25 protein-coding genes and 2 pseudogenes are annotated in these 22,360 nt (G+C 38.2%); 19 read left to right on the top strand and 8 right to left on the bottom strand.

Annotated elements, in window-relative coordinates:
- The first annotated feature begins 22 nt into the window (after positions 1 to 22).
- The 3 genes from MHI58_RS09770 (at position 23) to MHI58_RS09760 (ending at position 3,533) form a co-directional block, all read left to right on the top strand.
- Positions 23 to 1,288, top strand: a complete 1,266-nt coding sequence (locus MHI58_RS09770; RefSeq protein WP_082055589.1) for a glycoside hydrolase family 30 beta sandwich domain-containing protein — start codon at positions 23 to 25, stop codon at positions 1,286 to 1,288.
- 131 nt (positions 1,289 to 1,419) lie between these two features.
- Positions 1,420 to 2,127 (top strand): response regulator transcription factor, encoded by a 708-nt coding sequence (locus tag MHI58_RS09765; protein ID WP_008343743.1) that lies wholly within the window; start codon positions 1,420 to 1,422, stop codon positions 2,125 to 2,127.
- Between the two features lie 2 nt (positions 2,128 to 2,129).
- Positions 2,130 to 3,533, top strand: coding sequence for a sensor histidine kinase KdpD (locus tag MHI58_RS09760; protein WP_056408603.1), 1,404 nt, complete (start codon positions 2,130 to 2,132; stop codon positions 3,531 to 3,533).
- A 54-nt stretch (positions 3,534 to 3,587) separates the two neighbouring features.
- On the opposite strand, the gene MHI58_RS09755 is transcribed toward MHI58_RS09760, so the two are convergent.
- Positions 3,588 to 3,896 carry a DUF4870 domain-containing protein gene (locus tag MHI58_RS09755; RefSeq protein WP_007499277.1) on the bottom strand — a complete coding sequence of 103 codons (309 nt, stop codon included), beginning with the start codon at positions 3,894 to 3,896 and terminating at the stop codon, positions 3,588 to 3,590.
- Between the two features lie 384 nt (positions 3,897 to 4,280).
- Here MHI58_RS09755 and MHI58_RS09750 point away from each other — a divergent pair, with 384 nt between their 5' ends.
- The 3 genes and pseudogenes from MHI58_RS09750 (at position 4,281) to MHI58_RS09740 (ending at position 6,263) form a co-directional block, all read left to right on the top strand.
- A complete protein-coding gene (locus MHI58_RS09750) occupies positions 4,281 to 4,682 on the top strand; it encodes a MerR family transcriptional regulator (protein ID WP_056408599.1) in 402 nt (133 codons plus the stop codon).
- Positions 4,683 to 4,708: 26 nt separating this feature from the next.
- The gene (locus MHI58_RS09745; protein WP_056408597.1) at positions 4,709 to 5,635 is read left to right on the top strand and encodes an alpha/beta hydrolase fold domain-containing protein; all 927 of its coding nucleotides are present in this window, start codon (positions 4,709 to 4,711) and stop codon (positions 5,633 to 5,635) included.
- 224 nt (positions 5,636 to 5,859) lie between these two features.
- Positions 5,860 to 6,263, top strand: a pseudogene (locus tag MHI58_RS09740) (cytidine deaminase).
- Positions 6,264 to 6,306: 43 nt separating this feature from the next.
- Here MHI58_RS09740 and MHI58_RS09735 read toward each other — a convergent pair.
- From MHI58_RS09735 to MHI58_RS09725, 3 genes are all read right to left on the bottom strand, one after another.
- Positions 6,307 to 7,074 carry a pentapeptide repeat-containing protein gene (locus MHI58_RS09735; protein WP_056408594.1) on the bottom strand — a complete coding sequence of 256 codons (768 nt, stop codon included), beginning with the start codon at positions 7,072 to 7,074 and terminating at the stop codon, positions 6,307 to 6,309.
- Positions 7,075 to 7,167: 93 nt separating this feature from the next.
- Positions 7,168 to 7,335, bottom strand: a complete 168-nt coding sequence (locus tag MHI58_RS09730) for a YdhR family protein (RefSeq protein WP_156351431.1) — start codon at positions 7,333 to 7,335, stop codon at positions 7,168 to 7,170.
- Positions 7,336 to 7,443: 108 nt separating this feature from the next.
- Entirely contained in the window at positions 7,444 to 7,632 is a 189-nt protein-coding gene (locus tag MHI58_RS09725) for a hypothetical protein (protein ID WP_041507201.1), read from the bottom strand.
- A 242-nt stretch (positions 7,633 to 7,874) separates the two neighbouring features.
- Between MHI58_RS09725 and MHI58_RS09720 the strand changes: the two are divergent.
- The 5 genes and pseudogenes from MHI58_RS09720 (at position 7,875) to MHI58_RS09700 (ending at position 12,141) form a co-directional block, all read left to right on the top strand.
- Positions 7,875 to 9,043, top strand: a pseudogene (locus tag MHI58_RS09720) (FAD-dependent oxidoreductase).
- A gap of 63 nt (positions 9,044 to 9,106) precedes the next feature.
- Positions 9,107 to 9,766, top strand: coding sequence for a TetR/AcrR family transcriptional regulator (locus MHI58_RS09715; protein ID WP_056408622.1), 660 nt, complete (start codon positions 9,107 to 9,109; stop codon positions 9,764 to 9,766).
- 162 nt (positions 9,767 to 9,928) lie between these two features.
- Positions 9,929 to 10,579 (top strand): transcriptional regulator, encoded by a 651-nt coding sequence (locus MHI58_RS09710; RefSeq protein WP_035700980.1) that lies wholly within the window; start codon positions 9,929 to 9,931, stop codon positions 10,577 to 10,579.
- Between the two features lie 11 nt (positions 10,580 to 10,590).
- Complete coding sequence (locus MHI58_RS09705) at positions 10,591 to 10,965, top strand: RidA family protein (RefSeq protein WP_017367342.1); 375 nt, start codon at positions 10,591 to 10,593, stop codon at positions 10,963 to 10,965.
- Positions 10,966 to 11,037: 72 nt separating this feature from the next.
- Complete coding sequence (locus tag MHI58_RS09700) at positions 11,038 to 12,141, top strand: threonine synthase (protein WP_168948636.1); 1,104 nt, start codon at positions 11,038 to 11,040, stop codon at positions 12,139 to 12,141.
- A 388-nt stretch (positions 12,142 to 12,529) separates the two neighbouring features.
- Here MHI58_RS09700 and MHI58_RS09695 read toward each other — a convergent pair whose 3' ends face one another.
- A complete protein-coding gene (locus MHI58_RS09695; protein WP_017359567.1) occupies positions 12,530 to 12,874 on the bottom strand; it encodes a helix-turn-helix domain-containing protein in 345 nt (114 codons plus the stop codon).
- Between the two features lie 124 nt (positions 12,875 to 12,998).
- Here MHI58_RS09695 and MHI58_RS09690 point away from each other — a divergent pair, with 124 nt between their 5' ends.
- A complete protein-coding gene (locus MHI58_RS09690; RefSeq protein WP_056408588.1) occupies positions 12,999 to 13,580 on the top strand; it encodes an NAD(P)H-dependent oxidoreductase in 582 nt (193 codons plus the stop codon).
- Between the two features lie 341 nt (positions 13,581 to 13,921).
- On the opposite strand, the gene MHI58_RS09685 is transcribed toward MHI58_RS09690, so the two are convergent.
- Positions 13,922 to 14,509, bottom strand: a complete 588-nt coding sequence (locus MHI58_RS09685; protein WP_041507207.1) for a TetR/AcrR family transcriptional regulator — start codon at positions 14,507 to 14,509, stop codon at positions 13,922 to 13,924.
- Positions 14,510 to 14,735: 226 nt separating this feature from the next.
- Here MHI58_RS09685 and MHI58_RS09680 point away from each other — a divergent pair, with 226 nt between their 5' ends.
- From MHI58_RS09680 to arsC, 7 genes are all read left to right on the top strand, one after another.
- Positions 14,736 to 15,380, top strand: a complete 645-nt coding sequence (locus tag MHI58_RS09680; RefSeq protein WP_039167765.1) for an NAD(P)-dependent oxidoreductase — start codon at positions 14,736 to 14,738, stop codon at positions 15,378 to 15,380.
- A gap of 127 nt (positions 15,381 to 15,507) precedes the next feature.
- A complete protein-coding gene (locus MHI58_RS09675; protein ID WP_041507208.1) occupies positions 15,508 to 16,128 on the top strand; it encodes an FMN-dependent NADH-azoreductase in 621 nt (206 codons plus the stop codon).
- A 125-nt stretch (positions 16,129 to 16,253) separates the two neighbouring features.
- Entirely contained in the window at positions 16,254 to 16,967 is a 714-nt protein-coding gene (locus MHI58_RS09670) for a DsbA family oxidoreductase (protein WP_041507209.1), read from the top strand.
- Positions 16,968 to 17,168: 201 nt separating this feature from the next.
- On the top strand, positions 17,169 to 17,621 hold the full coding sequence (locus MHI58_RS09665; RefSeq protein ID WP_039167759.1) for a VOC family protein: 453 nt from the start codon (positions 17,169 to 17,171) through the stop codon (positions 17,619 to 17,621).
- Between the two features lie 729 nt (positions 17,622 to 18,350).
- The gene (locus MHI58_RS09660; protein WP_041507570.1) at positions 18,351 to 18,665 is read left to right on the top strand and encodes a metalloregulator ArsR/SmtB family transcription factor; all 315 of its coding nucleotides are present in this window, start codon (positions 18,351 to 18,353) and stop codon (positions 18,663 to 18,665) included.
- Positions 18,666 to 18,677: 12 nt separating this feature from the next.
- Entirely contained in the window at positions 18,678 to 19,976 is a 1,299-nt protein-coding gene (locus tag MHI58_RS09655; protein ID WP_041507210.1) for an arsenical efflux pump membrane protein ArsB, read from the top strand.
- 14 nt (positions 19,977 to 19,990) lie between these two features.
- Positions 19,991 to 20,410, top strand: coding sequence for an arsenate reductase (thioredoxin) (gene arsC / locus MHI58_RS09650; RefSeq protein WP_041507211.1), 420 nt, complete (start codon positions 19,991 to 19,993; stop codon positions 20,408 to 20,410).
- Between the two features lie 211 nt (positions 20,411 to 20,621).
- Here arsC and MHI58_RS09645 read toward each other — a convergent pair whose 3' ends face one another.
- Both MHI58_RS09645 and MHI58_RS09640 read right to left on the bottom strand, forming a co-directional pair.
- On the bottom strand, positions 20,622 to 21,176 hold the full coding sequence (locus tag MHI58_RS09645; protein WP_045034797.1) for a sugar O-acetyltransferase: 555 nt from the start codon (positions 21,174 to 21,176) through the stop codon (positions 20,622 to 20,624).
- A 2-nt stretch (positions 21,177 to 21,178) separates the two neighbouring features.
- A complete protein-coding gene (locus MHI58_RS09640; RefSeq protein ID WP_045034798.1) occupies positions 21,179 to 22,342 on the bottom strand; it encodes an isocitrate/isopropylmalate dehydrogenase family protein in 1,164 nt (387 codons plus the stop codon).
- Positions 22,343 to 22,360 lie beyond the last annotated feature (18 nt).

The raw sequence follows: 22,360 nt of genomic DNA, 5'->3' as shown, positions 1-22,360 counted from the left end.
GTTTGATAGAGGAGTGGGAAATTTGATGTCATGTATAAAAAAACCAATGCTTGCTTTATTGGTGTGTTTCACCATGCTGTCTGTCATGTTCATAGGGCCCGGAGTAGCTGAAGTATCAGCAGCTGACGCAAACATTAACCTCAACGCAGAAAGACAAGTGATTCGTGGTTTTGGCGGAATGAACCATCCAGCTTGGATTGGTGATTTGACAGCACCACAAAGGGAAACCGCCTTTGGCAATGGACAAAATCAGTTAGGGTTTTCCATTCTTAGAATTTATGTAGACGAAAACAGAAACAATTGGAGCAGAGAAGTCGCGACGGCCAAACGAGCGATCGAGCATGGTGCTCTAGTCATTGCTTCCCCTTGGAATCCTCCAAGCAGTATGGTTGAAACATTCAATCGGAATGGATCACCTGCCAAGCGGCTTAAATACAATCAATACGCAGCATATGCTCAGCATCTGAATGATTTTGTCACTTACATGAAAAACAACGGAGTCAATCTTTATGCGATTTCTGTTCAAAACGAGCCCGATTATGCACACGAATGGACATGGTGGACACCTCAGGAAATCCTGCGATTCATGAGAGAAAATGCCGGCTCCATTAATGCACGTGTGATTGCACCAGAATCGTTTCAATACCTTAAGAATATCTCAGATCCTATCTTAAACGATCCGCAGGCGCTTGGAAATATGGACATTCTCGGCGCACATCTATACGGAACCCAAATTAGCCAGCTTCCGTACCCTCTTTTCAAACAAAAAGGGGCAGGGAAAGAGCTATGGATGACAGAGGTCTACTATCCGAATAGTGATAACAATTCAGCGGACCGCTGGCCTGAGGCATTAGGGGTATCAGAGCATATTCACCATTCAATGGTGGAAGGGGACTTTCAGGCGTATGTGTGGTGGTACATCCGGAGGTCATACGGTCCTATGAAAGAAGATGGAATGATTAGCAAACGCGGATACAACATGGCGCATTTCTCCAAGTTTGTGCGTCCAGGGTACGTCAGAATTGATGCAACGAAAAGCCCCGAATCGAATGTTTTCGTCTCAGCCTACAAAGGAAACAATCAGGTCGTCATTGTGGCGATTAATAAAAACAATGCAGGGGTCAATCAACACTTCGTCGTGCAAAATGGCTCCGTTTCTCAGGCGTCTAGATGGGTGACGAGCGGCAGCAGCAACCTTCAGCCTGGAACTGACTTAAACATATCAGGAAATCAATTTTGGGCTCATCTCCCTGCTCAAAGTGTGACAACATTTGTGGTCAAACGCTAGAGAAACACGAAAAGCCAATTTTCTCATTAAAAAAGAAAATTGGCTTTTTTCTGTGTAAATAGAAAGTTGATTTTTCACGACGTCAACACTTTGGGTATAATAATAACAATGACTTCAGGAGAGTGATCATCATGCCAAAGGTTCAAAGCAAAGTATTGATTATAGATGACGAAAAAGAAATTTTAGAATTAATCCATACCGTATTAACAAGAGAAGGCATTGACCAGGTGTTAACAGCTTCAACTGCCCGTGATGGGCTCACGCAATTTCATCAAGAACAACCAGATCTCGTCATACTGGATATTATGCTGCCAGACGGAGAAGGCTACGATATTTGCAAACAAATCAGAGATGTCTCGCATGTTCCGATTATCTTTTTATCAGCAAAGGGAGAGGAATCAGACAAAATTGTAGGACTTGCCATTGGCGGCGATGATTACATTACAAAACCGTTCAGTCCAAAAGAAGTCGCTTACCGGGTAAAAGCCCAGCTAAGACGGTCATCATACTTACAGCCTTCTCAAGCGGAGCCCGTGATCAAAAAAGGCCCATTTGAGTTAAACGAGCAGCAAGCCGAACTGACGAAAAACGGAGCGGCAATTGAGCTCACTCCGAAAGAACTTATGTTGATGACTTATTTCTTGCAGCATCCGAATCGCGTAATCAGTAAAGAAACGCTTTATCAAACGGTTTGGGGAGAGGATTTCTTCGGTTCTGATAATACGGTAATGGTTCATATACGAAGACTGCGGGAAAAAATAGAACATTCCCCATCTACACCAGAATTTCTCGTGACGGTCAAAGGGCTTGGCTATAAATTTGTTGTAAAGGATGCGTAAAGATGAAATGGCGATTAACAGGCAGATACATGGTCTCTGTCATTATCGTGACCATTATCACGGTCTTTATTAACTTATTTGGATTCATGATATGGCTTGTACTACAAGCAAGCAGTCAGCAAAACGAAGAAAATACGCCGGAAACCTTCACAAGAACATTTGAACAATACATCATCTTGTCTGATCAAAATATCACTGTGAGTAAAGAAGGACAGCAAGCCTTAAAACAACAAAATGCGTGGATTCAAATATTAGACGAAAATGGACAAGACGTCTATCATGCACTAGCACCTAAAGGCATAAAGAGCAAATACACACCTATAGAAATTGTAAACTTACATAAATATAAAGATAAGCAATTAATGTCGACGATCTATGCTGGAGGAAAAAATGCAAAGGGTAAGGAATACAGCTACTTCATCGGATTTAAGGACCCTTCCATCGGAAAATATTTATTTTCTTTTGATACGAAAGAATTAATATCGCAATTCAATATCGGGACGATGATTTTATTATCGATTGATGCCATCATTGCCTTATTCATTGGATACTTATTCAGCCGGCAACTCATCAAACCGCTCGGCCGTGCCATTTACGGCATCCAGCGGCTCGCAAACGGAGATTATACGACGAATCTGCCAACTAAGGGAATATATAAAGATGTGTTCTATAATGTCAATCACTTATCCGAGCAGCTCGCTTCAAGCCAAAAAGAAAAAGACAAATTAGAGCAAATGCGGGAAGAGTGGATCAGTCATATTTCTCATGATATTAAAACACCATTATCCTCTATTCAAGGCTATGCAGAAATCATGAAAGATCCAAATTATCCTCTTTCAGAACAAGATATCAGACATTACGCTGACATCATTGAGAATAAATCACTGTACATCACAGATGTGATGGAGGATCTCAATTTAACAACAAGGCTGAAAAATAACGACGTGATGCTGCATAAAGAGCTGGTGAACATTGTGCCATTGCTGCGTGAAACGTTAATTGATATCCTCAACGATTCGAGATATGTAGATCAGACCATTGAACTGCAAACGAATGTAGACAAGCTTATGCTGAATATTGATACGATCCTCATACGAAGAGCGGTCACCAATCTCATTTTAAATGCCCTTGTTCACAATGATGCTGATGTGAAAATCATTGTACAGCTTGAACAAAAAGAACATACCCATATCACCATTCAAGACAACGGCAAAGGAATTGAAGAGGCAGAGCTAGAAAAAGTGTTTGACCGCTACTATAGAGGGACGAATACAGGAGGGACACATGCAGGCTCAGGTCTTGGAATGGCGATTGCAAAAGATATCATCCAAAAACACGGGGGAGATATTACAATACAAAGTATGATAGGAGAAGGAACAACGATTGATATCCAATTACCCGCTTAAACGGACATACAAAAAAACGGTTCTGCTCAATCACAGAACCGTTTTTTCTAACTCTTATTCTGAAAACACTTTTATGCCTTTCACAATGTTCCAAATGAAGAAGTAGATCGCCACAAGGAATGTCACAGCATACGTTGCAATTAAGAACGGACCAGCATGACTGATATCGTTCATGCCAAGTAAACCTGAACCGGCAATCCCAAGACCGAAAATCAAATAAGGAATAATATGTGTCCATAGTGATTTTTTCGCATGGTATTTCACTTCGTCTTTTCCTAAGAAATAAACGATAATCGGAAATAGAAATGGTGCAAAAAAGATACTGAAGTAACATAATGAAGACAAAATTTTATTTTCTCTCAAAGCTTTTCACCTCTATGATTGATTTAGAAGAGGGGACCATTTGACTCATCCCTCAATTCCTTACAAACTCATTGTACAACCTCAACCTTAACTCGTATTAATCCGAACCTTACAGCAACCTTAAATATGTTAAACCATAAAACGATGATCGATATTTCCATTTATTTTTTCAGAAAAAAAGTTGACTTCGCCCCCTCTGAATCTACAATCAGTAAAGTCGAACCATTTGAAGATGTTCTACCCGGATGTTCAAGCTAGAGATCTCTTTGCTACAATCATTTGATAACAAAAGTTGGCCGAAAAATGTTTCACCTTGACCTTGAAGTATAGTTCAACCTTTATAATGTACATATAGTAAAACAAAATAATAAAAAAGGAGTAACGATGGAGTTGATGACTAGAGGAGAACTTGCCAAAAAAACAGGAGTAAGTCCTGCCGCAATTCGTTACTATGAAGAACACAACATATTGCCTGCTCCAAGACGACGTTCAAACGGTTACAGATTCTATACAGAAGACTATGTTGTGAAGATTCAATTGATCAAAGATGCAAAAACGCTCGGTTATTCATTAAAGGAAATAGCTGAAATTATGAACATGCTAAGTCAAGACATAGACCTTGATACCCTAAGACAAATTGTCCATCTTAAACATGAAGAAATTGAAAAGAAAATTAAAAGCCTTCGTCTCATTCAAGACCTTTTATCTAACTTATTAAAAACCCCTGAAAAAAAAGTACAAGTCTATCTGGAATCATTTCGTATTCCGAAGCAGGATGATCAATAAACCTATTGAGTGAAGGAGAGAAAAAAATGAGCGTAGAAATGTATCATGGTGAACGTTCTAAAGAAAGTATTCAATTTGAAACATTATTCGCTTCGCAAAGTAATAAAGAGAGTTTTTCTAGTATCGAACAGACAAAAAAATTTCTTAAGCAAAAAGGAATTGAAAATACGCAGCCTTATGCCATTGGGGATGATGTGAAGTTAATCAGTGAGGTACAAGAGCAGACATTCGAAGGCATGCAAGTTTTCACATTGAATGAAAAAGTATCACAAAATCAAAAAACCATTCTCTATCTACATGGTGGCGCGTGGACAAATCAGCCTTTGAATGTCCATTGGTGGTTCATGGATAAAATGGCGCAATCACTAGGTGCGAAAGTAGTCGCTCCTATTTACCCAAAAGTACCTCATTATAGCAACCAGGATACGTATCCGAAAATGCTTAACCTATATAAAGACCTTCTGAAAACTGCCGGAAGTGCCAATCAATTGACGATCATGGGAGATTCAGCTGGCGGAAACATCTCACTTGGTCTTGCGCACCTTTTAAAGAAAGAGGATCTGCCGCAGCCGAAGGATATCGTGTTACTATCTGCGTGTGTGGATATGAGCATGAGCAACCCTCTCATATTTGAATACGCAAAAAAGGATCCGATTCTAGGTCATGAAGGAATGGAAGTCATCACAAAAATGTGGGCAGCTGATCAAAGTCTCACAGACCCATTGATTAGTCCCATTTACGGTGACTTTAAAGGGCTCGGGAAGATCACTCATTTTATCGGAACACATGATATGTTATATCCAGATGCCATAAAACTTGATGAAAAACTATCAGAACAAGGAATGGACATCAAAACCTTTGTTTATCCTGAAATGCTACATGTGTTTGTTGTCATGCCAATTCCAGAAGCGGCAGATGCTCTGAAGAAAATCATTCAAGTGATCAATCGTTAGGGATTCAGTTCACACCTAGAAAGGGTACATGTTCTGGTGTAAATAGGCGAAAAGGCTGCTTACTTGAAAGCAGCCTTTTTCAATTGAATATGAAATACATTCAAAATGGCAATGCACTACAGATTAAACGGTCTTTTGGCTGGTTTGTAAAGGAGAGTGAAGTTCAGTTCATCACCTCATGTTTGGTATAATACATACGAGCAGTGAGGCGAAAGGGGAACGCAATGAAAACGTTTGATCTATCACAAGAAGATATCGAATTAATAGACGAAGCAAAAAAGAAGATGACAAGCATCATGTAGGGGCAGCGATCCGCATGAAAACAGGAGAAATCATATCAGCTGTCCATATAGAAGCCTATATCGGACGGGTAACTGTTTGTGCAGAAGCCATTGCGATTGGTAGCGCTTTATCGAATGGATACAAAGATTTTGATACAATTGTTGCAGTGAGACACCCTTATTCAGATGAAGAAGATAGAAGAATTAGGGTAGTCAGCCCTTGCGGCATCTGCCGAGAGCTCATTTCAGACTTTGGGCCAACATGTTTTGTCATCCTTGATATGGATGGGGAGCTGGTCAAGGTGAAAATCGAAGAACTCATTCCGCTCAAATATACTCGAAACTGATGTACCACATAAAGATAAAATAGGAAAAGGGATGTAGCAAACGTTACATGTGATCCTTGCTACATCCAAGATGACTGAAAAAGCGTTCAACAAAAGCGGCCCCATGTATGTTCTCCATATATTTCGTGTTAAAAATATACTGTTCCATTTGTTCAAGCTTCCGCAGACTCCGCACTAGTATTTTCCGATCATGGTCAGACAGAGTAGGATCATCATCTATCTTCTCAAAGGCCTTTTTCACACGTGCAGATACATGTTCAACATATAAATGGTTTTTGGATGCTGGCGGAATACATGCCCCCAGGTCACAGCCTATAAAACGAACACCATCAAGGGTGCAGTTTTCAAAATTGGCGATCAGCTTTTGTTTGCCATTTCCATCAAACGTTATATCTATTAGCTTACCAGCAAAGGTACAATTGACGATATTCGCTGCCTGTAAAACACGGTCATTGAATCTACAATTAGAGAAAGTACAATCGATAAACGTAGCATTCTCCAATGTCATTCCCCTCATATCGCAGGAAGAAAATTCGCAATTGGTGAAGACAGCTTCGTTTTTGCTAATGCCCACAGAGCGCAAGTCTGAACGACTAAAAGTACAATGATCAATCGTACTACCGGCAAAAAATCTCGCATTCGTCAGATCACACGTATCAAATACAAGATGATCCAAGTGACAGCTCCAAAAAATAGGAGAACAAACATTTGAGTTGATGATCGTCGTTCTGCTGATTGTTTCGTTTTCATACCTGGCAACATCAGAAAATGTTTCGTTATCTACTGATATACCAGACTCAAGTCTTCTCATCGCTATCACCCCATCATTTCTTCAGAATTTTTCACAATCATGATGTCCATTCAGCCAGTTCATTTTCTCTTAGCGCTTGTCTTTGACTCAAGATTATATCACAAAACGATATGCGTTTAATGGACCTTTTGTGATATGAGGAATGTCAGAATTCATATTAAAGATTTTCGCATTGATGTCTATTATGCCAAAGCTAGTGATTCGTTTAGCGTGCATATCGTGATATGTTGCAGCGGTTTCTTTTGTTTTGAATAAGTAGATTCCCTATCGGGGTCAGCTTGTATACATTCTTTGACTGAACACTAAGGTAAATCACAAAAACCTAAACAAAATCCACCGTCATAAACAATGGGTATTTGTTTAGGTTTTTTAGCGATTGAATCGTTTTCGAAGAACTAGGCATGAGACAGCGAATACTACGAAAGCGCCCGCTGATCCAGCAGCAAACACCAACTCAAATTGTTCTGGTTTCGGTTTGAATAACAAAGGGACTGAAAGAATGAGCGCAGCACCACTAAAGCTTAATCCTAATATCAACATGGCCAATAATTTATTCATAGAAACACCTCTTACACTTAGAGTGAGAACAATGGAGACCTACTGATCTAAGGATTCGACGACCTTTAACCGTCCTAAATGGAGTGTATCATATGATGGTAGGAGATTGTTTTTTTCATGAAAACACAATCGTACAACAAACAATTTTAAACGAACACTGTTCTTTACGAACGGTGTTCGTTATAATATAAATGAAATGAAATTTAAAACGCTTTCCACAAAGGGATGAGGAGATGCAAAAGATGACGTCATTATCTAAGAATCAAAAGCAAATCGCTATCATTGGAGGAGGACCTGGGGACTAACACTTGCCTTAATTTTGCAAAATTACGGTATACAAACAACCATCTATGAACGGGAGATGCATGACAAGAGCCTTGAACGAGGGGGCTCACTGGATATTCACGAAGAAACAGGTCAAAAAGCCTTAAAAGAAGCAGGAGTTTATGAGAAATTTCAAAGGAATGCCCGCTATGAAGGGGAAGATTTCCGATTACTTGATAAATCAGGAAGAATTTATTTAGATGAAGAAACGGAATCAGATCAAAAAGGTACTCGCCCGGAAATTGATCGTGGTGTGTTATGTGAACTACTATTAGAACAAATTGATGCTGAAACCATCAAATATGGATATAAACTAGAAAGATGCGTTTCATTAGAAAGTGGTATGACCGAGCTTCATTTTGAAAACGGAGTTGTCGAAACAGTTGACCTTTTGATTGGGGCTGATGGTGCTTTTTCTCGTGTGCGTCCTCTGTTAACAGATATTGAGATTGAATACTCTGGGCTCACGATGCTAGAACTGAATGTCATAAGCGTAGAGGAGAACCACCCTGATTTAGCTGAATTTAATAAACGAGGTAAGATGTTTGCTTTGGCAGACCACAAAGGACTGATTGGGCAGTTAAACGGAGATGGCCGAATCAAAGTGTACGCAAGCTTCATGGTAGAACGCAATTGGATCGAGACTTGTGGTATACCGTTTCATCAAGCGAAAGAAGCAAAAGAACAATTATTAGCGTTATTTAGTGATTGGGATGATCAGCTGAAAAACTATATTCGTTATGCAGAAGATGCCATCATTCCAAGGCGGATCTATACGCTTCCTACCGGTTTTAAATGGAATCGTCATAAAGGAGTAACGCTTATCGGTGATGCAGCTCACGTCATGTCGCCATTCGCAGGCGAGGGTGTGAACATGGCGATGTTTGATGCAAGGGAGCTAGCACTTGCTATTGTCCGACATCCTCATCATATTGAAAAGGCGATTGAAGAATACGAAGACATGATGTACGAATATTCATCAGAAAAAGCGCATGAATCGGAGAATAGTTTAAAACTGTGTTTTTCAAAAGACGCTGCGGTCAAGCTTGCAGATATGATGAATTCTTTTCAAAAGGATGATGATTGATGCTCAATTTACTATTTTACTTTGACATGTTATAAAGAGAGTATGAACAATTCAAATCGTCGTATGATCAGTCGCCGGTCTCGGCCGGCTAAAGAACCCTTAAGCCGTGAGCTTATTGTGAAAACGGCCTATGAGCTTCTTAAGGAGCAAGGAATAGAGGGCATGAGTATGCGTAAGGTGGCTAAAGCATTGGATACGGGACCTGCATCCTTGTATGTCTACGTGAACAATGTTCAAGAACTCAGTGCTTACGTATTGGATTATGGTCTCGGACAAATGGTTTATCCAGATTCAAAGGATAGCACATGGAAAGAACAGTTATTCGACATATTGCATACTTATTTCCTACTGCTATTCGAAAAACCGGGTCTCGCTGAAATTTCTCTCTCCACTATTCCACAAGGAACGAACTTTCTTCAGTTGACCGAACGTATTCTGGCTGCATTGCATGAAGGCGGGATCGAATCTACATCCGCAGCATGGGGAGTAGACCTATTGCTGTTATACGTATCTTCTGTAGCTTACGAAAAGGTCTCTTGGAAGAAACAAGGCTCTTCACAGATTTCAGACACAAAAAAAGCATTTCTTCAAGCAGACAAAACGCAGTTTCCTTTCATTCATCGTGTAAAAGAAGAAATGTTTGCAGGTGATACCGTATCAATGGAACGGTTCCGATGGGGAATTGACGTCATTTTGTATGGAATCCAGCAGGAAGACAATTAGAAAGGAGCATAAGCAAAAAGCAGTCAATGGCTGCTTTTTTTATATGGTGATTTTCATATTTGTGATCTTGTGAGCATTATAATATATAAATAAATCTATATATTGTTTTTATATATAAAAAATTATATAATCTAGTGGAATAAAAAAATGAGGTGCTTAGGCATGGAACATATTAAAAAGTTATTAGAGAGTTATATTCCTTTAGCAAAATCTACTGCAAAAATGTTTGGACCAAATTGTGAAGTGGTGATTCATGATTTAACAAATCCTCAAGCATCTGTCATGTTTACAGTAAATAACCATGTGACAGGAAGAGAAATCGGCCAATCATTTGATCATCTAGTAAAGACTGTATTACAATCAGAAGATTTTAAAGAAGATTATCTGGCTGGTTATACATTTGTAACAGAAGATAAGCGTACGATTCGTTCTTCGACTTCATTAATACGTGATTCAAAGCAAAAAGTGATCGGTGCTTTCTGTATCAATTTTGATGTTGAAGCACTGAATCAAATGCAGCAATTTATGGATACTTTTCTTACTACACATGTGGAAGCTCAAGAGAAAGAAACAACATCAAATGATGATCTTGAAAATGTGGAAGAAATCGTCGATCAATTGATTCAACAAATCATTCAAAACAGTGTTCATCCAGTTATGAAACGTCATGAAAAAATTGAACTAATCAAATTCATGGATGAAAAGGGCATTTTTTTAATGAAAGGATCTGTTGAGAAGGTCGCATCTATGTTAGGTATTTCCAAAGTAACCGTCTATAGCTATTTGGATGAAATCAAAAATAAATCGAGGTAAGGAGTGTCAACATGGAAAGCATACTCGAGGTAGGAAATCTAAAATCAAACGGACACTATGCATTCGCAACCATTCATCAAAACACGGTCTATGTGTCAGGACAATTTGCCATCAATCCTGAAACGACAGAAAAAGAGTTCGGCCCCATTGAAAAAGAGACATTACAAGCGCTTAAGAATGTAGAGATGATTGTAGAGGCTGCTGGAAGTCAAAAAGAAAAGATTTTGCGCATGACATTATACATTTCAGATATTGAATTATGGGACAAAGTAGATGCGGTTTATACCGAATTTTTCGGTGAACATAAACCAGCTCGTACGATTGTACCAACGAATGAATTACATTTTGGTTTCAAAATTGAAATGGATGCCATTGCATATATTTAGAATATTTTTTTGACCACCCTATATAAAAAATTATATTTTGTATAAAAAAATATTCAAAGGGGCAGATGAAGAATGAATCAATTAAGTTGTAACCATTGCGGGAAAAAATATGAGATGACACCAACTCTATGGAAATGTGATTGTGGTGGAGTATTAAATCTAGTGAAAGATACCCCGAAAATAGACGTCACAGCTTGGAAGCACTATCCAAATTCATTATGGCGTTATGTTGAAACCATGCCATTTCCAAAAGATTCTAAGACGTGGGAAACTGTGACAATGGGCGAGGGCCAATCTCCTTTAATCGTTCTAGATCCTAATGAGCCAAACACTTATGTAAAAGTTGATTATATGATGCCGACACTATCATTTAAAGACCGTGGAGCAGCTGTGTTAATGACAAAAGCTAAGGAATTAGGGGTAACAAAAGTCATTGCTGATAGCAGCGGGAATGCAGGAACGGCAATTGCTGCGTATGCTGCGCGTTGTGGTATTGCCTGTGACATCTATCTAAGTGATCAAACATCACCTAAAAAAGTCGCTCAAATAAAAGCCCACGGAGCAACGATTAAAGAAATTCATGGTACACGAGAGGACGTTGCAGCTGCGGCCCAAAAGGCAGTAGACGAGGAAAACGTTTTTTATGCAAGCCATGTCTATAACCCTTATTTTTTCGAAGGTACAAAAACATATGCCTATGAAATCTATGAGCAACTAAAAGGAGCACCGGATGCTTTAATCATTCCGGTTGGAAACGGCACTCTGCTGCTCGGTGCGTATTATGGCTTTAGAGAGTTATTCGAAAATGGTCTCATTCATAAAATACCGAAAATTGTTGCTGTACAAGCGAAAAACTGCGCACCCCTTGTGAAAGCCTATCAAAATGAAGAAGAATCAGCATCACCTGTCACAAATAAAGGGACCGTAGCAGAAGGGATCGCTATTGCTGCCCCGGCTCGCTCCAAACAAATTTTAGAAGCTGTATACAAGACGAATGGTACGTTTATTGATATTGAAGAAGAAGAAATTATACATGCACGTTCTAAACTGAGTGAGAAAGGATTTTATGTCGAAGTGACATCTGCCATCAATTTTGCTGGCTACATGAAATATCAAAAGGAATCAGAAGAAACCATTATCATACCTCTTTGTGGGGCAGGGATTAAATCAAAATAACCTTAGGACTCTGGTAGAATAGAGCGTTGCGTGCCTCGTTGTCCTATTATAGGTTCAATCAGGAGTAATATTTGCGAAATGAATTTAGATGATATGGAGGGTTTTGGCGGAGACATACCATTTGAGAACTTTACAGATGACATCATTCCTTTGCTGAATCTTTCGGATTCTGATAGTTACTTAATGCTAGATGTTTGTAAGACTGTTGCAATTAGATTACGTCAACTGATTCACAATTGGCCTGATTAGATAAGAAGAACGCTCTCTATCTGGCAGAAGGAATGGAGTTAGCACATCAACAAAATGAGCCAATCGGATTGATATAAGATGAGAAGAAAGCTACTTTAGAAAGCATGTTTAAACCGTAGTAGCTTTCTTTCCACTCTACCTAATTATTTTTCATTTGTTCCTCTCCCCAATAACATATCTCATCTAATACAGGCATCAGTGATAAACCCTTTTCAGATAAACTATATTCTACTTTTGGAGGCACTTGGGGATATTCTTTACGATGAATTAAGTGATCCGCTTCAAGCTCTTTTAGTGTATTGGTTAATGTTTTAAAAGAAATCGTTCCGAGCTTACGTTTCAGCTGATTATAGCGAACAGGACCATCGTTTGAATATAAAGCATACAGAACTGGCATTTTATATTTCCCACCAATTAATGACAAAGTATACCCAAAACCAGTATCTTTTAGCTCAGCTTTCGTCTGGAAGGACTCCTCATTCATTTTATACTCTCCTTTGGATTAGTATCGCACTTTGATTACCGTACTTGTAGTATGTTATAGCACACAATAAAATGAATGTACATCAAAAAAATGATGCAAAACTCAGAAGAAGGGTGAATGAATAATGAAAACGATTGTCTATGCACATCCTTGGGATGGAAGTTATAATCATGCCATTTTGACTTCCATAACAGAAAAATTAGAAACAAAGAAAGAACCGTTTCAAGTGATCGATTTATATAAAGATGGATTTAATCCTGTTTTTACAGCTGAAGAATTAAAGCATTTTCATAAAGGAGAAACGCCTTATTCATTAGTGAAGGATTATCAAGAAAAATTAAAACAGTCAACAGAATTGATATTTATATTCCCTGTCTGGTGGTGGGATTTACCTGCTATTTTAAAAGGATTTATTGATAAAGTGATGTTAAGGGGTTTCGCTTTTACGGAAGATCAACACACTGGTGCTTTGAAAGGTTTATTGACAAATATAAAAAAAACAACCGTGATCTCAACATCTACAACAGATAAGGATTATATTGAATCGGAAGCTGGAAATGCCATTCAAAGCGTTTTTATTAACAGAACTCTAGCTGATTTGGGATTGAAAAATGAATCCACGAAATGGATTCATTTTTCTAGAGTGAACTTAACAACAGATGAAAAGAGAAAGCAATTTTTAAAAGATATATCCCAGAATATTTGATTTACAGTACAACAAATAAGGCCCATCTTCTACGACCGATTTAATTTCTTGAGAAGGTCGTAGAAGTTTTGAAATTTGAAAGAGGTGAGATTTAGACAAACAAAAGGATAGACTTGTACAAGAAGGTAAATGAAGATCCATTGTATGATCTGATAAACAATAGTCGTATAAGAATCCCACTATTTAAAGTAAAGCTTTATAACTTTAGTGCTACACGTTTCAGCAGACTCTTTATCACCAGTCATTTAAGCAACAACGAATCGAGCCTGCCTAATTGACCTCTTGCAGACAATTGATCATTTAGCACTGCCGGCTCAAGCAGATTGTTAACATCATTTTCATTAAAAATAATACTGACTCATACCATTTCTAAAGATAGGCAGGGTCTTAGTCACTAGCTCTTCTGATGAAATAAGTCTTCCTTCCTTATTCCATGTGTATGCAGCTCCGTATATCCCCCAACTTAGCATAGTAGATAGGGTTGTTACCATTTGTTTATCCTCTAATTCGATGATGTTTTTAGTCCCTTTTAGCATAAGATCAGCTATTAGCTTCTGTAACTCCTCTTTAATTTTACTTTCGATAATAGTTCCTAAAGAATGATAACCTTTGGGACATAGGTCGCTTATCTCTTTATGGTGATCACACATGGCTAGAAAAATATTTGCAATGACTTTTTCATTGAATCCATCGTGATCATTGAGTCTTTTTTTCAATTTGTCTGTAAATGTATTGGTGATTGTAGAATGTAACAAATCAAATTTATCGTCAAAGTGCGCATAAAATGTAGCGCGGTTAATAGTAGCCTTTTCTGTGATATCACGTACCGTTATATGGTTGAAATCTTTTTCACTAGCTAACGAAAGAAAAGAGTCTACAATCAACTGTCTTGTACGAAGTATTCTCGGATCTTTTTTTGGCATAATCATTTTTTCTTCTCCTTTTAGGGTTCATCATCTTGTCTAAAAACGACAATACATATAGAAGTGTTGCGTAAACTACATATTGGCTATTTTGGTTATTGTTTATTATTCTTTTTCATCTTATCATCAATTATACAACGCGCGTTGCTTAAATAACACATGTTATCACGAAAGATTTTTGATCAAGGAAATCATTGTGATCATTCTGAATAACAAAAGGAGATAGACGACCATGAATATCACTATTTTTGGGGCAACTGGTGCAATCGGTCAACTTTTAACACAGTTTGCATTAGAAAACGGAGATTTCGTTACGGTATATGTTAGAAACCCTGAGAAAATCAAGCAAAAGCATTCGAATTTACGCATTGTAACGGGTGAACTAACGAACACTTCAGCTATTGAAACGGCAGTTTCAGAAGCTGATGTCGTGATAAGCACCTTAGGTCCCGGCATTGATTTATCTCGAAAACAAAAAGGTACACCGATCGCCGACGGACATAACCGAATTGTCAAAGCGATGAAGAAGTTCACCAAAAAAAGGTTGATTACACTCGCGACGCCAGCCTTGCAATCTGAAGACGATAAGAAAAGCTTATCGACGATATTGCCAAGAATATTGCCTAAACTTCTCATGCCAAATGGTTATGCCGAAATGAAGAAGATAGGAGAACTGATTAAACAATCGAACCTGGATTGGACAGTCGTTCGAATCATTAATCCTAATATCAAATACAACGGGCAATCTTACGGTTATTCATTCGGCGATCAGCCAGCTAAAATGTCCGTATCTAGGGAAAATGTCGCTAAACTCATGTATGACGCTGCTAGGCAACACCAATTAATCGGAAAAATGCCCATTGTTTATAATCATTAAATGAGCTTTTTGTATGAGGTTGTTGATTCAGCAGAATTTATAGGAATCATTTAGAGTCATACCAAAATATTGCGTGTGAATTCTTTTTATAAGTATTCAAAATCAAAATCATAAAGGGGAAATGATCATGTCAAAAGTATTATTTGTTAAAGGAACACCTCAAAGTGAGGAACAATCAAGAAGTACGCAAGTTGCTAGAGCATTTATCAATGAATATAAGGAAGTAAATCCAACAGATGAAATAATAGAAGTAGATGTCTATTATGCAAATGTGCCATTAATCGATGCTGATTTTTTAACTGGACAAAAGAAGTTAAGAAGTGGGGAAGTGCTAACAGATGTTGAAGCTCAAAAAATAGAAGCAGTGAATGCATTTACAAAGCAATTTATGGAAGCAGATAAATACATTATTCAGTCTTCAATGTGGAATTTAGGAATCCAACCTTTATTAAAAGCCTATTTTGATACAATCATGAGTGCTGGAAAAACGTTTAAATATACATCAGAAGGTCCAGAAGGATTGATGAAAGGGAAAAAAGCAATCCATATTCATGGAATGGGAGGATTTTATTCGCAGGCAATTGGAATGGAACATTCCGATTCTTACGTAAGAGGTGCGCTAAAGTTTGTAGGAATTGAAGTGGAACCAACGATTTTTGTTGAAGGTATTGACTATGATCCAACTAAAGAAGAAGAAATTGTTACTTCAACAATTGAAAAAGCAAAAGCGGTAGCACGAACGTTTTAAAAAAAGCATTGGTGGGATTAGTTAAAAAGATTTTAATTAACATCATCCCACCTCGCACGTTCAAAAGCGTAATAAAGAAGAATGGACAAGATACATTCATCAAAATCATAAAGGGGGAACATAGGATGAAAGTAGAAATTTGGTCTGATTTTGTTTGCCCGTTTTGTTATATTGGCAAACGTCAATTTGAAATAGGGTTAGAACAGTTTGAACATAAAGAAGAGGTCGAAGTCTTATTTCGACATTTTCAATTAGATCCATATGCGAAAAAAAATACAGGAATGGATATCCATCAAGTATTATCCTCTAAGCATGGTGTCCCATATGAAAAAGCAAAAGTACTGAACAATCAATTGAAACAGAAAGCAAAAGAGGTTGGGTTAGATTATCAATTTGATACAATGATTCCTACGAATTCATATGATGCACTTCGTCTTTCTTATTATGCAAAAGAGAAAGGGAAGATTCGGGAGTTTATGGAGCGTATTTTGAAAGCTCATTTCACAGATTCACTAGATATCGGTGATCACGCAACACTTGCTCAACTTACAAGTGAAATAGGGCTTGATGGTAACGAAGCTTTGGATGTTTTAGCAAATGATCAATATAGCGAGAATATCGCAGCTGATAGAGCCGAGGGATCTAACATTGGGATTCAGGGCGTGCCCTTTTACGTTGTGAATGATAAATATGTCATCTCAGGAGCACAACCTAGCGAAGTGTTTTTAGAAACATTACAACAGGTATGGAAAGAAGAGTACGCGAATCGTAAGGTTGAAGAGCATAAATTAGAGTCATCGCTTGAGGATTATTGTTCAGATGGAACATGTAAATTTTAATGGATATTCAAAAAAGATACAGAAATCACAAAAGAATATTATAGTATATCAAGGCTCAGGTATAGTTGTTCTAAATCTTGCAGTAGTGCCAACATCAGTTGACTTGTATTGAACCTAATTGGTGCTCGTGTGATACAGCTGCTTTAAATACCACTTTATTATGAATCATTTACTTCCAAAAAATCAAAGGGGTTTAGCGATATGAAAAATACAATTTTCCAAGGCACAATCGAGCATTCAGGATTTGTAGTACCCGATATCGAAGTAGCAGTTGAATTCTTCACTCATATTTTGGGTTTTGAAGTCTTGTTCCGGCCAGGACGGATGCAGTTTGAGGACGATAGTTTAAAAAGATACTTTGGGGTTCACGAACAGTCAATTGTAGAAGGGGCGGCATTTTTGCAATATGGCGGTAGAAAGATCGAACTGGTTCAATGGTCGACGCCAGATCAACAGAATGTTCACCTAAAACCCAGTGATATCGGTGTAGCCCATCTAGCTATTACAGTTACCAATATAGAAGAGGCTTTAAAATATTTTGCAGAACAGTCTGATGTTAAAGTTAGAGAGCTGAGCCCTCTTGGATTTTTCTATATCACAACTTCATGGGGGATGGAGATTCAAATAATGGAATTACCCCAAAAACCTTTATGACCTATCTAATTTGTACCAAGACAAGAACAAGGGTCCTTTAATTAGTTGAAACAATAACTGTATCTTTATTAATGGACCCTCTTTCTCCTTCTGATCAAAGGACACCAAGAAGGGTCCTTTCCATCTAGTTGACCTCTTGCAGGCAATTGATCATTGTTTTCTCCTCTTAATACCTCACTAATATCCTGCTTTCTTAAAATCCATATCATTTCTGTGCTTTTTGATGTCTCTCTTTAGCTTTGGCAGCTCGAGCAAAGTGTTAACAGCAGAATGCCCAATGCCAACTACTGCAATTCTGATACCGAGTCAGATCGCGATTTAAAATATCAGGAATACCATTCGATTGTTCATTTTCTGTCATAATCCCTTCAGCATTTATTGGGTTAGGGTTTTTCCACGTACCAGTGGCATGTATAACCGCCTTTGCCTCGTAAGTTTTTTCTTCTTGATTATTTAATTTCACTCGAATGATAAAAGGCACAAGATCTCTGTCTTTTGTTTTTATCACCACCTTTTTGCCAATTAGGAGGACTGGGCTATTTAAATAACTATGTGGTTTCATTTGAAGAAGAGAAGTGGGTATTTAAATCAATCATTTTCACACGAATGAATCTTTGTTTGAATTCATATAATCAATTGATTATATAAGTTTTCAGTTATATACTATTGAAGGAGTTGAAAAGAGGGGGAATCATTGTGACTACAGATGTTTCAATTGGTGTGACACATATGTCGAATTGTTTAAAAACACTCAGTGATCAAACAAGACTGATCATGATGAAATTGTTTTTGGAGAAGGAATATTGTGTGTGTGAACTGGTAGATATGTTCGAAATGAGTCAACCAGCGATTAGTCAGCATTTACGAAAATTAAAAAAAGCTGGATTTGTTCAGGAGAACAGAAAAGGGCAGTGGCGTTATTATTCAATCAATACACTGTGTCCAGAATTTGAGACGATTCGGATCATCTTAAATCAAATTGATAAAGAAGACGACCTTATAAAAAGTATACAACATAAAGCAACAAACATGTCTTGTTCGTAAGGAGGGATGGGTTTGAGTTTTGCCGTTTTATCATTAATCATATTTTTGTTCACTTTGGTATTGGTTATTTGGCAGCCAAAAAATTTATCCATAGGGTGGTCCGCTTGTGGAGGAGCTATTTTAGCTTTAATCGTAGGTGTTGTGAATGTTGACGATGTGATCACCGTGACAGGCATCGTTTGGAATGCGACTTTAGCTTTTGTCGCCATTATCGTCATTTCACTCATACTTGATCGAATCGGCTTTTTTGAATGGGCAGCATTGCATATGGCAAAGGCTGCAAAAGGCAGTGGGCTACTTATGTTTGTGTATGTGACCATCCTTGGGGCAATCGTCGCTGCTTTATTTGCAAACGATGGTGCAGCACTTATTTTGACACCCATTGTTTTAGCCATGGTCAGAGCATTACACTTCAATGAAAAAATTGTATTCCCTTTTATTATCGCGAGTGGGTTTATTGCAGATACAACGTCGCTTCCACTTGTCGTAAGTAATTTGGTGAACATTGTAACAGCCGACTATTTCAACATTACGTTTATTGAATATGCATCCAGAATGGTTGTTCCAAACCTTTTTTCATTGCTAGCGAGTATCACTGTGCTGTACCTTTTCTTTAGAAAGAGTATACCAAAACGCTATGATATGACTGAGTTAAAGCAACCTAGGGAAGCAATAAAAGATCCAAAGATGTTTAGATTATCTTGGTATATATTAGCTTTTTTGTTGATTGGTTATTTTGCAAGCGAATTTTTATCTATACCTGTATCGGTCATAGCTGGAGTGATTGCCATTTTATTCTTGGTCATTGCACAAAAAAGCCCTGCTGTTCAAACAAAAAGCGTTCTAAAAGAAGCTCCCTGGGCGATCGTATTCTTTTCCATAGGTATGTACGTTGTTGTCTATGGCATGCGAAATGCAGGGCTTACTGATGCTCTTTCTAGCGTGATTCAAGCTGTAGCAGATCAAGGTTTATTGGCAGGTACTCTTGGTATGGGATTTATCGCAGCGATTCTTTCATCTGTCATGAATAATATGCCGACGGTCATGATCGATGCATTAGCCATTTTCGGCACCGATACACAAGGAATGATGAGAGAAGCGTTAATATACGCAAATGTCATTGGTTCTGATTTAGGACCAAAAATTACGCCCATTGGCTCCTTAGCAACACTACTATGGCTCCACGTCCTTTCTCAAAAAGGGGTGAAGATTTCCTGGGGGACATATTTCAAAATAGGGGTCATTTTAACTGTACCAACACTATTCATCACACTTTTAGCGTTGTATTTCTGGCTAATGATTATACATTAAAGGAGACGATCAACATGTCAAAGAAAACAATATACTTTTTATGTACCGGTAATTCTTGCCGCAGTCAAATGGCTGAAGGTTGGGCTAAAAAATACCTTGGAGATGAGTGGAAGATCTATAGCGCTGGTATTGAAGCTCATGGATTAAATCCGAATGCTGTCAAAGCAATGAAAGAAATAGGGATTGATATTTCTCATCAAACGTCTGACCTGATTGATCAGAAGATATTGCATCACGCTGACTTAGTCGTCACACTATGCGGTGACGCAGCTGATAAATGCCCGATGACTCCTCCTCATGTTGAACGTGTCCATTGGGGCTTTGATGATCCAGCAAAAGCAGAAGGAACAGAAGAAGAGAAGTGGGTATTTTTCCAAAGGGTAAGAGATGAAATTGGAGATCGATTGAAACAGTTTGCTGAGACTGGAAAATAATGCTGCCGTTTGAGTCAATTGAATATAAAATCTAATAATAAAGAGGATCAAGTCAAAGGTTCTCTTTTTTGCATTAATTAATATCTAGTTTACATAATATATATTCTAGGAAGTTAAACAACAATTGAATTTTTTTGTCTCATTATTAAGTATACTTATCTTATTGAGATAAAACAAAAAATGAAAATCCAACGGTTGATTCGTCAGATTTTCATTCCTCTAAATGTTTTAAAATTTTTGCAGGATTCCCGCCAACAATCACATTTGACGGAACATCTTTTGTCACAACGGCTCCTGATGCAATGACAGCATGATCTCCGATTGTCACACCTGGATTGATAATGGCACCACCGCCAATCCATACATGATGTCCAATTGTGACTGGTTTGCCGAATTCAATACCTGTTTGACGTTCTTCTGGATTTAACGGATGTCCAGCTGTATATATATGTACATTCGGACCTAACAAACAATGATCTCCAATTGTAATCTTGCAAACATCTAATAACACAGCATCAAAATTTGCAAAAAAATGCTCGCCAACCTCGATATTGTATCCATAATCACATTGTATTCTGCCTTCAAATACCACATCATCTCCGCAAGCGCCTAAAAGCTCCTTTAAAATGGCCTTTCTCTGTGATGGCTCATTTGTTTGCTGATAGGCAAATGTCAATTGTCGCGCTTTTGCTCGATCTGTCATCAATGTGTGGTCATTTGGATGATAGTATTCTCCTTTGATCATCTTTTCTTTTTCTGTTTTCATGTTCATCTCCCTTTTGTTGAAAATTCATTCATCGTTTGAATGAATGACTCGGTGAATTGTGTTGTCGTCTCATTTCCTCCTAAATCCTTCGTTTTCAAGTTCTTTTTTAAGGTCTCATCAAGAGTATGTTCGATCAGACTGGCTGTCTGTTTTAATCTTTCATCTTGATATTTTACATGTAGCCAGTTACAAAGCATTACTGTAGAAAGAATCATGCCCATTGGATTGGCGATATTTTGACCAGCTATATCAGGTGCTGAACCATGTGCCGCCTGTGCCATCGCTTGATTTTCGTTGCAATTTAATGAGGGTGCCATTCCTAAACTGCCGACTAGTTCCCCTGCAAGATCAGATAATATGTCGCCAAACATATTTTCTGTCACAATCACATCAAAATCACCTGCACGTCTCACTAAATGAGCAGCCATCGCATCAATATGAATATCCTCAACCTCCACTTGTGGATATGCTGTCGCTACCTCTTGACATGTTCGTAAAAACAAGCCAGATCCTAATTTGATCACGTTCGCTTTATGAACAATGGTGACTTTCCCCCTCCTCTCCACTGCACGTTGAAAGGCTGCGTGGGCAATACGGGTAATTGCTTTTTTTGTAAACACACCTGTAGATATGGCGACATCTGGTGTAATCATCCACTCTCCTGTCCCCTGATACATATTCCGGTCTGGATAAAAGCCTTCTGTATTTTCTCGAAAAATGACAAGGTCGACGCCACTCGCAACGCTTTTCACACCTGGCAGCGATTGCGATGGACGAATATTTGCAAATAAATCAAATGTATGACGCAGTTCTCCACTTGGATTTCTTCTTTCTTTCAATTGATCAGGATATGAATCTGAATCATGAGGTCCTAATATCCAGCCATGGCATTTTTTCAAGGCGGCTATAGTAGATGCTGGCACTGGATCTTGATGAGAATGAATGGCTTCAGCACCGATAGGACACTCTACAAATTCCACAAATAGTTCATTGAACTGTGACAACGCTGTCTTTAAAATACGCATACTAGAATAAACAATTTCCGGTCCAATCCCGTCTCCCTTTAAAATACCTATTCGATATGACATATGTATCGCCCCTTTTGTCTTTATTCTATCAAAGAATGATGAAGTTGGAATATTTTCTTCATGATGATCCTCCCTCATGTTATTTACGAATCAAGA

The organism is Bacillus sp. FSL K6-2869, from assembly GCF_040869405.1.
GTDB classification, from domain to species: Bacteria; Bacillota; Bacilli; order Bacillales; family Bacillaceae; genus Bacillus; species Bacillus altitudinis.
This window is presented reverse-complemented; position numbering and strand designations above follow the sequence as displayed.